Source organism: Pseudomonas sp. CAM1A, from assembly GCF_047501685.1.
GTDB lineage: Bacteria > Pseudomonadota > Gammaproteobacteria > Pseudomonadales > Pseudomonadaceae > Aquipseudomonas.
This window is the reverse complement of the sequence record NZ_JBFNXP010000012.1, coordinates 1-14,361: the sequence shown is the minus strand read 5'-3', so window position 1 is coordinate 14,361 and position 14,361 is coordinate 1. Positions and strand designations below refer to the sequence as shown.

13 protein-coding genes are annotated in these 14,361 nt (G+C 62.1%); 1 reads left to right on the top strand and 12 read right to left on the bottom strand.

What is annotated here, in order from left to right; genetic code table 11:
• Positions 1–116: 116 nt before the first annotated feature.
• The 7 genes from lpdA to sdhC all read right to left on the bottom strand — a co-directional run bounded on the left by lpdA (position 117) and on the right by sdhC (position 9,233).
• On the bottom strand, positions 117–1,553 hold the full coding sequence (gene lpdA / locus ABZO33_RS22695; RefSeq protein ID WP_046854767.1) for a dihydrolipoyl dehydrogenase: 1,437 nt from the start codon (positions 1,551–1,553) through the stop codon (positions 117–119).
• Positions 1,554–1,645: 92 nt separating this feature from the next.
• On the bottom strand, positions 1,646–2,872 hold the full coding sequence (gene odhB / locus ABZO33_RS22690) for a 2-oxoglutarate dehydrogenase complex dihydrolipoyllysine-residue succinyltransferase (protein WP_414537860.1): 1,227 nt from the start codon (positions 2,870–2,872) through the stop codon (positions 1,646–1,648).
• 42 nt (positions 2,873–2,914) lie between these two features.
• Positions 2,915–5,746, bottom strand: a complete 2,832-nt coding sequence (locus ABZO33_RS22685) for a 2-oxoglutarate dehydrogenase E1 component (RefSeq protein ID WP_414537859.1) — start codon at positions 5,744–5,746, stop codon at positions 2,915–2,917.
• Positions 5,747–5,992: 246 nt separating this feature from the next.
• Positions 5,993–6,697, bottom strand: coding sequence for a succinate dehydrogenase iron-sulfur subunit (locus ABZO33_RS22680; protein ID WP_008091906.1), 705 nt, complete (start codon positions 6,695–6,697; stop codon positions 5,993–5,995).
• A gap of 11 nt (positions 6,698–6,708) precedes the next feature.
• A complete protein-coding gene (gene sdhA / locus ABZO33_RS22675; RefSeq protein ID WP_414537858.1) occupies positions 6,709–8,481 on the bottom strand; it encodes a succinate dehydrogenase flavoprotein subunit in 1,773 nt (590 codons plus the stop codon).
• A gap of 3 nt (positions 8,482–8,484) precedes the next feature.
• Positions 8,485–8,853, bottom strand: coding sequence for a succinate dehydrogenase, hydrophobic membrane anchor protein (sdhD, locus tag ABZO33_RS22670; protein WP_023628896.1), 369 nt, complete (start codon positions 8,851–8,853; stop codon positions 8,485–8,487).
• A complete protein-coding gene (gene sdhC / locus ABZO33_RS22665) occupies positions 8,847–9,233 on the bottom strand; it encodes a succinate dehydrogenase, cytochrome b556 subunit (protein ID WP_023628897.1) in 387 nt (128 codons plus the stop codon). Before sdhC ends, sdhD begins: the two co-directional genes overlap by 7 nt.
• Positions 9,234–9,585: 352 nt before the next feature.
• Between sdhC and gltA the strand changes: the two genes are divergently transcribed.
• On the top strand, positions 9,586–10,875 hold the full coding sequence (gene gltA / locus ABZO33_RS22660) for a citrate synthase (RefSeq protein WP_414537857.1): 1,290 nt from the start codon (positions 9,586–9,588) through the stop codon (positions 10,873–10,875).
• Between the two features lie 70 nt (positions 10,876–10,945).
• Here gltA and ABZO33_RS22655 read toward each other — a convergent pair whose 3' ends face one another.
• The 5 genes from ABZO33_RS22655 to ABZO33_RS22635 all read right to left on the bottom strand — a co-directional run bounded on the left by ABZO33_RS22655 (position 10,946) and on the right by ABZO33_RS22635 (position 14,194).
• Positions 10,946–11,551 (bottom strand): START domain-containing protein, encoded by a 606-nt coding sequence (locus ABZO33_RS22655; RefSeq protein ID WP_110704459.1) that lies wholly within the window; start codon positions 11,549–11,551, stop codon positions 10,946–10,948.
• Positions 11,552–11,584: 33 nt separating this feature from the next.
• Positions 11,585–11,839, bottom strand: a complete 255-nt coding sequence (locus ABZO33_RS22650) for a YkgJ family cysteine cluster protein (RefSeq protein ID WP_023628900.1) — start codon at positions 11,837–11,839, stop codon at positions 11,585–11,587.
• A 107-nt stretch (positions 11,840–11,946) separates the two neighbouring features.
• The gene (locus tag ABZO33_RS22645; protein ID WP_414537856.1) at positions 11,947–12,411 is read right to left on the bottom strand and encodes a hypothetical protein; all 465 of its coding nucleotides are present in this window, start codon (positions 12,409–12,411) and stop codon (positions 11,947–11,949) included.
• Positions 12,412–12,473: 62 nt separating this feature from the next.
• On the bottom strand, positions 12,474–13,916 hold the full coding sequence (locus ABZO33_RS22640; RefSeq protein ID WP_038706507.1) for a PLP-dependent aminotransferase family protein: 1,443 nt from the start codon (positions 13,914–13,916) through the stop codon (positions 12,474–12,476).
• Positions 13,917–14,050: 134 nt separating this feature from the next.
• Positions 14,051–14,194 carry a hypothetical protein gene (locus ABZO33_RS22635; RefSeq protein WP_414537855.1) on the bottom strand — a complete coding sequence of 48 codons (144 nt, stop codon included), beginning with the start codon at positions 14,192–14,194 and terminating at the stop codon, positions 14,051–14,053.
• Between the last annotated feature and the right edge of the window lie 167 nt (positions 14,195–14,361).

Here is a 14,361-nt window from a genome sequence, read left to right as displayed (position 1 = left end):
GCACCACCTGTGACCGTTGACCCCGGGTTTTCCCATGTGATCCGGTCCGGCGGACGTTCCGCGGTGAGTCTTGCACGCAAGACCCACGACGGGCAGACCGCCGTGGTTTCTTATAATTAACGCTTCTTACGGTTGGCGACGTGAATGGCACCGCCATTCACCGCCAGCGCTGCTTCATGCAACGCTTCGGACAGGGTCGGATGGCTGAAGACCATCATGCCCAGATCCTCGGCACTGGTGCCGAATTCCATTGCGATTGCGCCCTGCTGCACCAGTTCGGCAGCCGATGGGCCAATCACGTGAACACCCAGGACGCGGTCGGTCTTGGCGTCGGCGATGACCTTGACGAAACCACCGGTATCGTTGGCTGCCATCGCACGGCCGCTGGCCGCGAACGGGAAGGTGCCTACGTTAACCTCAACACCCTCGGCCTTCAAGGCTTGTTCGGTCTTGCCGACCCACGCGATTTCCGGGTGGGTGTAGATGACCGACGGGATCAGGTCGTAGTTCATCTGGGCCTTGTGGCCCTTGATGCGCTCGACGACCATGATGCCCTCTTCCGAGGCCTTGTGCGCCAGCATCATGCCACGCACCACGTCACCGATGGCGAATACGCCCGGAACGCTGGTAGCGCAGTGGTCGTCGACGAAGATGTAGCCACGCTCGTCGATGGTCACACCGCTGTCGGCAGCCAGCAGGTCAGTGGTCACCGGACGACGGCCGACCGCGACGATCAGCTTGTCGAAGGTGATCTTCTGCTCGCCTTCGGCGTTGGTGTAGGTGACTTCGACTTCGTTGCCGTTGACTTTCGAGCCGGTGACGCGAGCGCCCAGCTTGATGTCCAGGCCTTGTTTGGTCAGGGTCTTCTGGGCTTCTTTCGACACGGCAGTGTCGGCAGCCATCAGGAAGGTGTCCAGGGCTTCCAGGACGGTGACTTCGGCACCCAGGCGAGCCCAGACCGAGCCCAGCTCCAGGCCAATCACGCCGGCACCGATGACGCCCAGGCGCTTCGGTACGGTCTGGAATTCCAGGGCGCCGGTGGAGTCGACGATGACGTTCTGGTCGACCGGAGCCGGAGGAATGTCGATCGGACGCGAGCCGGAAGCCAGAATCACGTTGTCGGCTTCGATGACTTCGGTGGTGCCGTCAGCCTTGGTGACTTCGACTTTCTTGCCGGCCAGCAGCTTGCCGTGGCCCTGGATCGAAGTGACGCCGTTGGCCTTGAACAGGGTGGCAACACCGCCGGTCAGGTTCTTGACGATGCCGGCCTTGCGGCCAACCATCGCGGCGACGTCCATCTTCACTTCACCAGTGGAGATACCGTGGACGTTGAAGCTCTCTTTGGCTTCCTTGTACTTCCAGGAGCTGTCCAGCAGCGCCTTGGAAGGAATGCAACCTACGTTCAGGCAGGTGCCGCCCAGGGCCAGCTTGCCCTCGGCGTCGGTGTACTTCTCGATACAGGCAGTCTTCAGACCGAGTTGGGCAGCCTTGATGGCGGCAACATAGCCGCCAGGACCTGCACCAATCACCACTACGTCGAATTTCTGGGTCATAAAAGATTCCTTATCAGCTACAAGCTACAAGCCGCGTACCGCACGGCCCCGTCTCTTGCGAAGAGCGGGGCCGGCGGCGCGCAGCTAGTTGATTAGATGTCCAGCAGCAGGCGAGACGGATCTTCCAGCAGGTTCTTGATGGTCACCAGGAAGGTTACCGCTTCCTTGCCGTCGATCAGGCGGTGATCGTACGACAGCGCCAGGTACATCATCGGACGGATCACGACCTGGCCATTGATGGCCATCGGGCGCTGGATGATGTTGTGCATGCCCAGGATGGCAGCCTGCGGCGGGTTGACGATCGGGGTCGACATCATCGAGCCGAAGGTACCACCGTTGGTGATGGTGAAGGTACCGCCGGTCATCTCTTCGATCGACAGCTTGCCGTCACGGGCCTTCTTGCCGAAGGTGGCGATGCCGTTCTCGATTTCGGCCAGCGACATCGACTCGGCGTTGCGCAGGACCGGAACCACCAGGCCGCGATCGCTGGAGACGGCAACGCCGACGTCAGCGAAACCGTGGTAGACGATGTCGTTGCCGTCGATCGAGGCGTTGACCGCAGGGAAGCGCTTCAGCGCCTCGGTGGCAGCCTTGACGAAGAACGACATGAAGCCCAGGCGCACGCCATTGTGGGTCTTCTCGAACAGGTCCTTGTACTTCGAACGCAGGGCCATGACTTCGGTCATGTCGACTTCGTTGAAGGTGGTCAGCATCGCCATGTTCGACTGGGCTTCGACCAGACGCTCGGCGATCTTGGCGCGCAGGCGGGTCATCGGCACGCGCTTCTCGGTGCGGTCGCCGGCGGCAACGACAACCGGGGCAGCGGCAGCAGCGGCAGGCTTGGCAGCTGGAGCTGCGGCAGGCGCGGACTTCTTGTTGGCAACAGCCGCAACCACGTCTTCCTTGGTGATGCGACCGCCCTTGCCGGTGCCGGCAACGGTAGCCAGGTCGATGCCGTTCTCTTCAGCCAGCTTGCGCGCGGCAGGCGCGGCAACCGGGTCGTCTTCGCCAGCGTCGGCGGCGGCAGCGGCGGCCGGAGCAGCAGCGGCAGGCGCGGCAGCCGGAGCTGCGGCGGCGCCGCCGCCTTCAACGATCGAGCCCAGCACTTCGTCGGACAGGACGGTGTCGCCCTCGCCCTTGACGATGGCGCCCAGCACGCCGTCGGCGGTGGCCAGGACTTCCAGCACGACTTTGTCGGTTTCGATGTCGACGATCAGCTCGTCACGCTTGACAGCGTCGCCCGGCTGCTTGTGCCAGGTGGCAACGGTGCCATCGGCAACCGATTCCGGGAAGGTTGGGGCTTTGATCTCGATAGCCATTATCTGTGTTTCCTTAAATTCGGTTTCAGGTGCGCGAAGGCGTTAGACAGTGAAGGCGTCTTGCAGCAGTTTTTCCTGCTGTTCGGCGTGCTTCGAAGCGTAACCACAGGCTGGCGCGGCGGAAGCGTCGCGGCCGGCGTATTCCAGGACCAGTGCCTTGTTGTGGCGGCCCAGGATACGGCGCATGTGGTGCTGGCTGCTGTACCAGGCGCCCTGGTTCATCGGCTCTTCCTGGCACCATACGGCGTGCTTGAGGTTGCTGTATTGCGCCAGGATTTCGACCAGGTCGTCTTCCGGGAACGGGTACAGCTGTTCGAGACGCAGGATGGCGATGTCTTCGCGGCCTTCGGCACGGCGTTTTTCCAGCAGGTCGTAGTAGACCTTGCCGCTGCACAGGACGATGCGTTCGACCTTGGCCGGATCGAGGGTATCGATTTCCGGGATCACGGTCTGGAACGAGCCTTCGGCCAGGTCTTCCAGGGTCGAGATGGCCAGCTTGTGGCGCAGCAGCGACTTTGGAGTGAGCACGACCAGCGGCTTGCGCAGCGGGCGAATGACCTGGCGACGCAGCAGGTGGTAGATCTGGGCCGGCGTGGTCGGCACGCACACCTGGATGTTGTGCTCGGCGCACAGCTGCAGGTAACGCTCCAGACGCGCGGAGGAGTGCTCCGGGCCCTGCCCTTCATAGCCGTGTGGCAGCAGCATGGTCAGACCGCACAGGCGGCCCCACTTGTGCTCGCCGCTGGTGATGAACTGGTCGATCACCACCTGCGCGCCGTTGGCGAAGTCGCCGAACTGGGCTTCCCAGATCACCAGCGCGTTCGGCGTGGTGGTCGAGTAGCCGTATTCGAAGGCCAGTACCGCTTCTTCCGAAAGGAAGGAGTCGTACAGGTCGAAACGCGGCTGGCCCGGGAACAGGTTCTGCAGCGGGATGTAGGTGCTGGCGTCCTTCTGGTTGTGCAGCACCGCGTGACGGTGCGAGAAGGTGCCACGGCCGATGTCCTGGCCGGTCATGCGGATCGGGTGACCTTCGAACTGCAGGGTGGCGTAGGCCATGGTCTCCGCGTAACCCCAGTTGATCGGCAAGCCACCGGCCTGCATCTTCTGGCGGTCTTCGTAGATCTTCGACACCTGGCGCTGGACGACGAAGCCTTCCGGCAGCTCGAGCAGCTTGGCCGACAGTTCCTGCAGGGTCTTGAGGTCGAAGCGGGTATCGTGGCGCGCGGTCCAGGCATGGCCCAGGTAAGGGCGCCAGTCGACGAACAGCTCGCGGTTCGGCTCCTTGACCAGGCTCTTGACCACGTGCAGGCCGTTGTCCAGCGCGTTGCGGTAGTCGTCGATCTTGGCCTGGGCGCGCTCGGCATCGATGCGGCCGGCCTGGATCAGGGCGTCGGCATACAGCTCACGGGTGGTGCGCTGCTTGCTGATCTGCTGGTACATCAGCGGCTGGGTACCGTTTGGCTCGTCAGCCTCGTTGTGGCCGCGGCGACGGTAGCAGACCAGGTCGATGACCACGTCACGCTTGAACTGCATGCGGTAGTCGATGGCCAGCTGGGTGACGAACAGCACCGCTTCCGGGTCATCGCCGTTCACGTGCAGGATCGGCGCCTGGATCATCTTGGCAACGTCGGTGGCGTACTCGGTGGAGCGCGCGTCCAGCGGGTTGCTGATGGTGAAACCAACCTGGTTGTTGATCACGATGTGCACGGTGCCGCCGGTCTTGAAACCGCGGGTCTGCGACATCTGGAAGGTTTCCATGACCACGCCCTGGCCGGCGAACGCTGCGTCGCCGTGGATCGAGATCGGCAGGACCTTGTCGCCAACGGTGTCGTTGCGGCGATCCTGGCGGGCGCGAACCGAACCTTCCACCACTGGCGAGACGATTTCCAGGTGGGAAGGGTTGAACGCCATGGCCAGGTGAACTTCGCCACCGGCGGTCATCACGTTGGAGGAGAAGCCCTGGTGATACTTCACGTCACCGGAGCCCAGCTCGTTCATCTTCTTGCCTTCGAACTCGTCGAACAGCTCGCGCGGGTTCTTGCCGAAGGTATTGACGAGCACGTTCAGGCGGCCGCGGTGGGCCATGCCGATCACGACTTCCTTGGTGCCGTACGAGCCGGAGCGCTGGATCATTTCGTCCAGCATCGGGATCAGGCTTTCGCCGCCCTCGAGGCCGAAGCGCTTGGTGCCCGGGTACTTGGTGCCCAGGTACTTCTCCAGGCCCTCACCGGCGGTGACGCGCTCGAGCAGGTGGGCCTGCACGTCAGCGGAGAATTCCGGACGGCCACGCACGCTTTCCAGACGCTGCTGGAACCAGCTGCGCTGCTCGGAATCGACGATGTGGGTGAACTCGGCGCCAATGGTGCGACAATATGTCTTCTGCAGCGCTTCGGAGATTTCGCGTAGGCTCGCTTCCTCTTTGCCGATGAACAGGTCGCCGGCACGGAAGGTCGTATCAAGATCGGCATTGGTCAAGCCGTAGTGATTGATCGACAGGTCTACGGGCGCAGGACGCTGCCACAACCCCAACGGGTCGAGCTTGGCAGCCTGATGGCCGCGCATACGATAGGCCTGGATCAGTCGCAGCACTTCAACCTGCTTCTTCTCGTGTTCACTGCTCACGCTCCCGGCGGAAACCGGTTGGGCGCGGCGCTGGTTCTTTGCCAGCAGTACGAAATGGTCGCGGATCGTCGAGTGCGATACATCGGTAGCGGTGCTGCCGTCGGCGGGCAACTTCTGGAAGTAGGTGCGCCACTCTTCTGGCACAGCGTTAGGGTCGTGCAGGTAGAGCTCATAAAGCTCTTCCACATATGCAGCGTTACCACCTGAAAGGTGGGCGCTTTCCCACATGCGCTGCATCACGCTTTCTTGCATGCTTGGTCACCCTCGGTTAGGGGACTGATCGGCGAGAGCCACAGCAAACCTGGAAAAGTCCGAACACAGCGACTGAACCACGCCACTTGGATCCTGCTGATTTTCCGGGTACCAGCCCGGAAAGCCCCTGCTGGTCTCATATCTTCATAGGTAATGAGCGCGGGCTTTGTGGGCCCTTGCTCGGGTTTTACCTCAGTGCGGGCTCACCGCCCGCACCTCGGCTTACTGCAGGTACAACGCTTTGGATCAGGTGCCGCTTTGCAGCAGCATGTTACGTACGTGGCCGATCGCCTTGGTCGGGTTCAGACCCTTCGGGCAAACGTTCACGCAGTTCATGATCCCGCGGCAGCGGAACACGCTGAACGGGTCATCCAGGGACGCCAGGCGCTCCTGGGTTTTGGTGTCGCGGCTGTCGGCCAGGAAACGGTAGGCCTGCAGCAGTGCGGCAGGGCCCAGGAACTTGTCAGGGTTCCACCAGAACGACGGGCAGGAAGTCGAGCAGCAAGCGCACAGGATGCACTCGTACAGGCCGTCCAGCTTGTCACGTTCTTCTGGCGACTGCAGACGCTCGATGGCCGGGGCCGGAGTATCGTTCTGCAGGAATGGCTTCACCTTCTCGTACTGCTTGTAGAAGATGCTCATATCGACGACCAGGTCACGAATGACCGGCAGGCCCGGCAGCGGGCGCAGCACCAGCTTGTTGCCCTTGACCACGCCCGACAGCGGGGTGATGCAGGCCAGGCCGTTCTTGCCGTTCATGTTCATGCCGTCGGAACCACACACGCCTTCACGGCAGGAGCGGCGGTACGAGAAGCCCTCGTCCTTTTCCTTGATCAGTGCCAGCACGTCCAGAACCATCAGGTCCTTGCCGCCGGTATCGACGTCGAACGACTCCATCTTGGGGGCCGAGTCGGTGTCGGGGTTGTAGCGGTAAACTTCGACTTTCAACATAGCAGCCACCCTTAGTAAGTCCGGATTTTCGGCTCGAAGGCCGGAACGGTCTTCGGCGCAAAGTTGACGCCGCGCTTGGCAACGCGCTTCTCACCCGGGTAGTACAGGGTGTGGCACAGCCAGTTCTCGTCGTCACGGTCTTCGAAGTCTTCACGGGCGTGCGCGCCGCGGGACTCTTTACGGGCTTCGGCCGCGATGGCGGTAGCTTCTGCGACTTCCAGCAGGTTCTGCAGCTCCAGCGCTTCGATACGCGCGGTGTTGAAGGCCTGGGACTTGTCGTTGATCTTGACGTTGGCGATGCGGTCACGCAGGCCAGCCAGCTGCTCGATACCCTTCTGCATGTATTCGCCGGTACGGAATACACCGAAGTAGTTCTGCATGCAGCTCTGCAGTTCGCGCTTCAGGCTTGCCACGTCTTCGCCGCTGCTACGCTCGTTGAGCTTGTTCAGGCGGTTCAGGGCAACATCGACGTCGGTGTCGCTGGCATCGCGGTACTCGACGCCTTCGGTCAGCGCCTTTTCCAGGTGCAGGCCGGCGGCACGGCCGAACACCACCAGGTCGAGCAGCGAGTTGCCGCCCAGGCGGTTGGCGCCATGGACCGATACGCAAGCCACTTCACCCACGGCGAACAGACCCGGGATGATGTGGTCCTTGCCTTCGGCGTCCATGGTGATGGCCTGGCCATGAATGTTGGTGGCAACGCCGCCCATCATGTAGTGGCAGGTCGGCACGACCGGAACCGGAGCGACCACTGGGTCGACGTGGGCGAAGGTCTTGGACAGCTCGCAGATACCTGGCAGGCGGCTGTGCAGCACTTCCTCGCCCAGGTGATCGAGCTTCAACAGTACGTGGTCCTTGTTCGGACCCACGCCGTTGCCGGCGATGATTTCCTTGACCATGGAACGGGCGACCACGTCGCGGCCGGCCAGGTCTTTCGCGTTCGGCGCGTAACGCTCCATGAAGCGCTCGCCGTGGGCGTTGATCAGGTAGCCACCTTCACCGCGGCAACCTTCGGTGACCAGTACACCGGCGCCGGCGATGCCGGTCGGGTGGAACTGCCACATCTCGATGTCCTGCACCGGCACGCCGGCACGCAGGGCCATGCCGATACCGTCGCCGGTATTGATCAGGGCATTGGTGGTGGAGGCGTAGATACGGCCAGCGCCGCCAGTCGCCAGTACGGTGGCCTTGGACTTGATGTACATGGTTTCGCCGGTTTCGATGCAGATCGCGATCACACCGACGAACGCGCCGTCCTGGTTCTTCACCAGGTCAACGGCGTAGTACTCGTTGAGGAAGGTGGTGCCTGCCTTCAGGTTGCCCTGGTACAGGGTGTGCAGCAGCGCGTGACCAGTACGGTCGGAGGCTGCGCAGGTACGGGCAGCCTGGCCGCCCTTGCCGAAGTCCTTGGACTGACCACCGAACGGACGCTGGTAGATACGACCGGTTTCGGTACGCGAGAACGGCAGGCCCATGTGGTCCAGCTCGAATACCGCGGCCGGGCCTTCCTGACACATGTATTCGATAGCGTCCTGGTCACCGATGTAGTCGGAACCCTTGACGGTATCGTACATGTGCCAGCGCCAGTCGTCGTTCGGGTCGGCCGAAGCGATGGCGCAGGTGATGCCGCCCTGGGCGGATACGGTATGCGAACGGGTCGGGAACACCTTGGTGACTACGGCGGTCTTGTGGCCGCCTTGAGCCAGTTGCAGTGCTGCGCGCATGCCCGCGCCGCCGCCACCGATGATGATGGCGTCGAAGGAAATGGTTGGAATGTTAGCCATGAATCAGATACCCCAGAGAATCTGCACACCCCAGACGAAGTAAGCGAACATCGCAACGCCGCATACCGCCTGGAACAGGAAACGAATCGCAGTCGCCGACTTGCCGAACGCCATCGGCGTCAGGTAGTCGGTGGCAATGGTCCACATGCCGACCCAGGCGTGGGCGCCCAGGGCAACGAGGGCCAGCAGACTGAAGATGCGCATCGCGTTGTTGGTGAACAGAGCGTGCCACTGGGCGTAGTCGATGCCCGGGTGGGCAGCGAGGTAGCCGATCAGGAAAATGAAGTAAGCCGCGAGAACGACCGCCGAGACGCGCTGCGCCATCCAGTCGTAGAGGCCCGAACGCGACAGGTTCGTGACGTTAGTTACCATACCCAAACTCCTGCCAGAACGATCAGCACCACGGAGATGACGATCACGATTTTCGAGCCCAGCTTGCCGCCTTCCAGCGTCTCACCGACACCCATGTCCATGATCAGGTGGCGCACACCTGCCACGAGGTGGTACAGCAGGCCGGACAGCAGGCCCCAGGTCACCAGTTTGGCCAGCGGACTGGTCAGACACGCCTTCACCTCGGCAAAGCCTTCCTCCGAACCCAGCGACTTGCCCAGTGCGTACAGCATGATGGCAAGGCCGAGGAAGAGGATGACGCCGGAAATACGGTGAAGAATGGACGTGTACGCGGTGATCGGGAGTTTGATGGTCCTTAGGTCTAGGTTTACAGGTCGTTGGCTTTTCACGGCTTTTTTCACACTGAAGAGCCCCTAGCTAACAGGGCAAAGTTGTTGGTAAGTGTACTGGTCAGGTACCCACCACCCAGGAGAGCGACGACACCCAGCAGGGCGGGCTTGAAAGCCCCTGGGAGTCGGCTGCCGAGTATAGACAGTTAGGCTGCTTATGACAACGTGAGGGGCTAGCCCAAATAGCGCATTGCCTTTAAGGGACAAAAGGCGTAAACGGGCGAGAATTTCGTGAAAAATCAGGCCTCAGAGGGCGTTTCAACCAGCCTTTAGGCAAATTGACATTCGAATTTATCCCTCTATAGTGGTGCGGGCCCTGCGTGGGGGGTCTGTCTGATGATTTCAAGCATTAATAGGAGGCCACATGGCTGACAAAAAAGCGCAGTTGATCATCGAGGGCGCTGCCCCCGTCGAGCTGCCCATTTTAACCGGCACCGTTGGTCCCGATGTTATCGACGTCCGCGGGTTGGGGGCATCAGGCCACTTCACCTTCGACCCTGGTTTCATGGCGACCGCCTCGTGCGAGTCGAAGATCACCTACATCGATGGCGACAAGGGCGTGCTGCTGCACCGCGGCTACCCGATCGAACAGCTCGCCGAACAGTCGGACTACCTCGAGACCTGCTACCTGCTGCTCAACGGCGAACTGCCGAATGCCGAGCAGAAGGCCCAGTTCGTCAGCACCGTGAAGAACCACACCATGGTTCACGAGCAGCTGAAGTCGTTCTTCAACGGCTTCCGCCGCGACGCCCACCCGATGGCGGTGATGTGCGGCGTGGTCGGCGCCCTGTCGGCGTTCTATCACGACTCGCTGGACATCAATAACCCGCAGCACCGCGAAATCTCCGCGGTACGCCTGGTCGCGAAAATGCCGACCCTGGCCGCGATGGTCTACAAGTACTCCATGGGCCAGCCCATGATGTACCCGCGCAACGACCTGTCGTACGCGGAAAACTTCCTGCACATGATGTTCAACACGCCGTGCGAGATCAAACCGATCAGCCCGACACTGGCCAAGGCGATGGACCGGATCTTCATCCTCCACGCCGACCACGAGCAGAACGCCTCCACCTCCACCGTGCGCCTGGCGGGCTCCTCGGGCGCCAACCCGTTCGCCTGTATCGCCGCCGGCATCGCCGCACTGTGGGGCCCGGCCCACGGCGGTGCGAACGAAGCCGTACTGACCATGCTCGATGAAATCGGCGATGTCTCGAACATCGACAAGTTCATCGCCAAGGCCAAGGACAAGAACGACCCGTTCAAGCTCATGGGTTTCGGTCACCGCGTGTACAAGAACCGCGACCCGCGTGCCACCGTGATGAAGCAGACCTGCGACGAAGTGCTCAGCGAACTGGGCATCAAGAACGATCCGCAGCTGGAACTGGCCATGCGCCTGGAAGAGATCGCCCTGACCGATCCGTACTTCGTCGAGCGCTCGCTGTACCCGAACGTCGACTTCTACTCGGGTATCATCCTCAAGGCCATCGGTATTCCGACCAGCATGTTCACCGTGATCTTCGCCCTGGCACGGACCGTCGGCTGGATCTCGCACTGGAAGGAAATGCTCTCCAGCCCGTACAAGATCGGCCGCCCGCGCCAGCTGTACACCGGCTACGAGCAGCGTGACATCGTCGAGCTGAAAGACCGCAAGTAAGCCTTTTCGGCCGAACGCAAAAAAGGCTGCCCTCGGGCAGCCTTTCTTGTTTCTGCGTTACCGGCGCCGATCACTGCTTCTCGGCACGCTCCTTCAACCCCTTCAGGGTATTGAACGGCGCATCCACCACGAACTTGTTGGCCAGCCAGGACGGCACGCTACCACCTGGCTCAGTGTGCACCTGGTAGGTCACCTCGGTGCTGTCACCCTTGGGCACCAGCTTCCAGTAGCCCTCTACCTGGGCGACGCGCACGAAGCCCTTCTCCTCCGGCAGATATTTCGGCTGCTCCTCAAGCTTGCGGGTCAGGCTGCCATCAGCCTCCTGGACCGTAGTCACATGCAGGACGGAATCGCGCGGCGTCACCGGCCATGGTGTATTGAACTGGGTGTAGGTCCAGCTCTGGTCGCCCTCGCTCTTGAGCAGTTTCTGCGACTTGCACTCGTGAATCCAGGCGCAGGCCCCGGCCACGTCCTCTTGCAGCGCCTTGACCTTGGCCAGCGGCGCCTTGATCACAGTCACGCCACGGTAGGCCTTGTACTTGGAACCAGCCACCTCGCTGAGGGACACCTTGATCCCCTCCTCGTCCTTGGCCACCTGCCAGTTCTCGGCCCAGGCCGTCGGTGCCAGCACGACACCCATGCCGCACAGCAGTGCAATACGTTTGATCGATCTCATCATCTTGTTCCTTGTTGTCGAGGATCCAACCTGTCACGCCGCCGTCATCTGCTCCAGCCACCCGATGATGCGGATGGCCTCGTCACGATCGTTGCCACAAATGTCCGCTTCCGCCTTGAAGCCGCCACACACCTGCGGTCGCTCGGGCTTGCCGAACAGCGCACAGAGGTTTTCGACATTAAGGTGCAGGCAGCGTTCGCCGGCAGGCTTACCCTGCGGCATGCCGGGGATAGGCGAACTGATGGACGGGGCGATGCAGCAGGCACCGCAGCCCTCGCGGCATTTCATGACAACAGGACTCCCAGGAGCAAAACGGGACGAACGTCCCTGGATACTAACCGCTCAAACATATGTTTGAAATTGCCGAGCGAATGAAAAAGACCGTGACCCGTCAGTCAGTTGCGGAATTCGAAATCGATCGCCGCGCCGTCGACATCGCGCCGGCTATCGTTACGCATCTGCAACTGCATTTCGTTGCTGATCAACCGCCCGTTGAGCTGGAACGGGCTGCTGTCGGCTTCCGGCTTGGTGGGGAACATCGACGGCAGCAGAGGCTTGCGCACCACCGGCCCGTCACCCAGGTCCGGCTCGAGATGCCTGACCATCTCACTTGGCAGGCTCAGGTCGATCTTCTGTTTGGGCAGCGGTTTGGCGACAGCCTTGCTGACGGGCTTGGCCTTCACCTTGGGCTTCACCTTTGGCTTGGCCTTTGGTTTGGCTACCGGCTTGGCTGCAGCCTTGGCCGCCGACTTGTGCACCACCTGCGCCTTGGCAGCAGGCTCGGCAGCCTGCACTGCTCCGGCCGGCAGCCAGGGCAACGCGCAACACAGGGCAATGACAAGGGGACGAAACAGGTTCATGGGTACCGGGAGCGTAATCTGCAAAACGCGTATGCTCCCTGTTCCCCGCTCATCTGACAAGCCTACAAAAGTGAACCTGTCGGCTCGCGGCACAATTGCTGGGCCAACAACCCCAGGGTCATCACCGCGCGCTCCGCTTCGCGGTTCCAGGGAATGCCGCAATTAAGCCGGATACAGTGGTTGAATTGCTCGGTATTACTGAAGATCAGCCCTGGCGCGATACTGATCCCCTGCTCCAATGCCCGCACGTGCAGCTCCTGGGTATTGACCCGCCCCGGCAGGCTGACCCAGAGGATGAAGCCACCGGTGGGCCGGGTCATCTGCGTGCCTTCCGGGAAATGCTGCTGCACCGCCAGCTGGTAGGCACTGAGGTTCTTGCGATATTCCTGGCGAATGTAGCGCAGGTGCCGATCGTAACCCCCGTTCTCCAGGTAGGCGGCCACTGCCATCTGCGTGACACTGCAGGCCGAGTGCGTGGTGAAGGTCTGCAGGCGCTGGATCTCGTCCTGGTAGCGCCCGGCGATCATCCAGCCGACCCGCACCCCTGGCGACAGGGTCTTGGAGAAGCTCGAGCAGTAGATCACCCGATCGAGGCGATCGAACGCCTTGAGCGCCTTGGTGCGTCCCTGCTCGAACATCAGTTCGCCGTAGATATCATCCTCGACGATCTGTATGTCGAAGTCCGAGGCCAGGCGCAGCAACTGCTTCTGCCGCTCCTCGGGGATGGTGCCGCCCAAGGGATTGCTCAAGCGCGCCGTCAGCACCAAGGCCTTGATCGACCACTGGTTGGCGGCCAGTTGCAGGGCCTCCAGGCTGATACCGGTAGACGGGTCGCTGGGAATCTCGATGACCTTGAGCCCCAGCAGATCGGCCAGCTGCAGCAGGCCATAGTAAGTGGGCGACTCGGCCGCGATCAGGTCGCCCGGCCGGGTCAGCACCCGCAGCGCCATCTGCAGGGCATCGACACAGCCGTGGGTGACCACCACCTCACGCGGATCGACCAGTACACCGGCATCGCGCATGCGGATGGCGATCTGCCGACGCAGCGGTTCGAAACCCGGGCTGAACATGTAGCTGAAGGCACGCGGGCTGTGGAAGCGCGTCACCTTGGCCAACTGCTGATGCAGGGCACGCACGGGCAGGTAGTCGACATGCGGCACCGCGGCGCCGAAGGGGAAAACCCCATCGCGTCGCGCCTCGACCAGCACTTGCTGGATGATGCTTGCCCGGGTGACCAGGCCCGGCCGCTCGACCCGCGCGATATCCGGGGTCTGCGCCGTCAATGCCGGGGTCTGGTGGACGTAGTAGCCGGACTGCGGCCGGGCACGTATCAGGCCCTGGTCCTCGAGATTGGCGTAAGCCTGCAGCACGGTGGCATGGCTGACATTGAGCTGCGCGCTCATCTTGCGCACCGACGGCACCCGCTCCCCCGGCTGGTAGACACCCCGGCGGATGTCATCGGCCAGTTGCTGGGCAATGCGCTGGTACAGCAGCAGGTTGGTCATGGCGTGTTCTCGAAGCGCTGACGGGTCATTGTTCTTGTGTGGCTCATTGCAGGGCCAGAATACCGTAACAGTTACGAAGTGTACTGGGACAGATCGGAGAATAGCCAACAATACACTTGCGTGACAGAGAAGTATCAGCCGACAGCGTCGGCGCCCCGACGAACGCTCGAACTGCCTTTGATTTTGACTTTGCCGTTGCCGTTGCCGTTGCCGTTGCCGTTGCCGTTGCCGTTGCCGTTGCCGTTGCCGTTGCCGTTGCCGTTGCCGTTGCCGATCAAGAGTCTAGCGCCATACCCAGCTAGCGACAGCTGCGTAGGCCCAGGCGCCGCCCGTAACTTCGCGACTTCAGGAGGCCGAACGCAGGTCTTGCGGAGGGAGGTGACGGGCATGGATGCCCGTCAAGCGCTGCGCCCCAGGATGGGGCGTTCAGCGCGGTCCTCCCGGG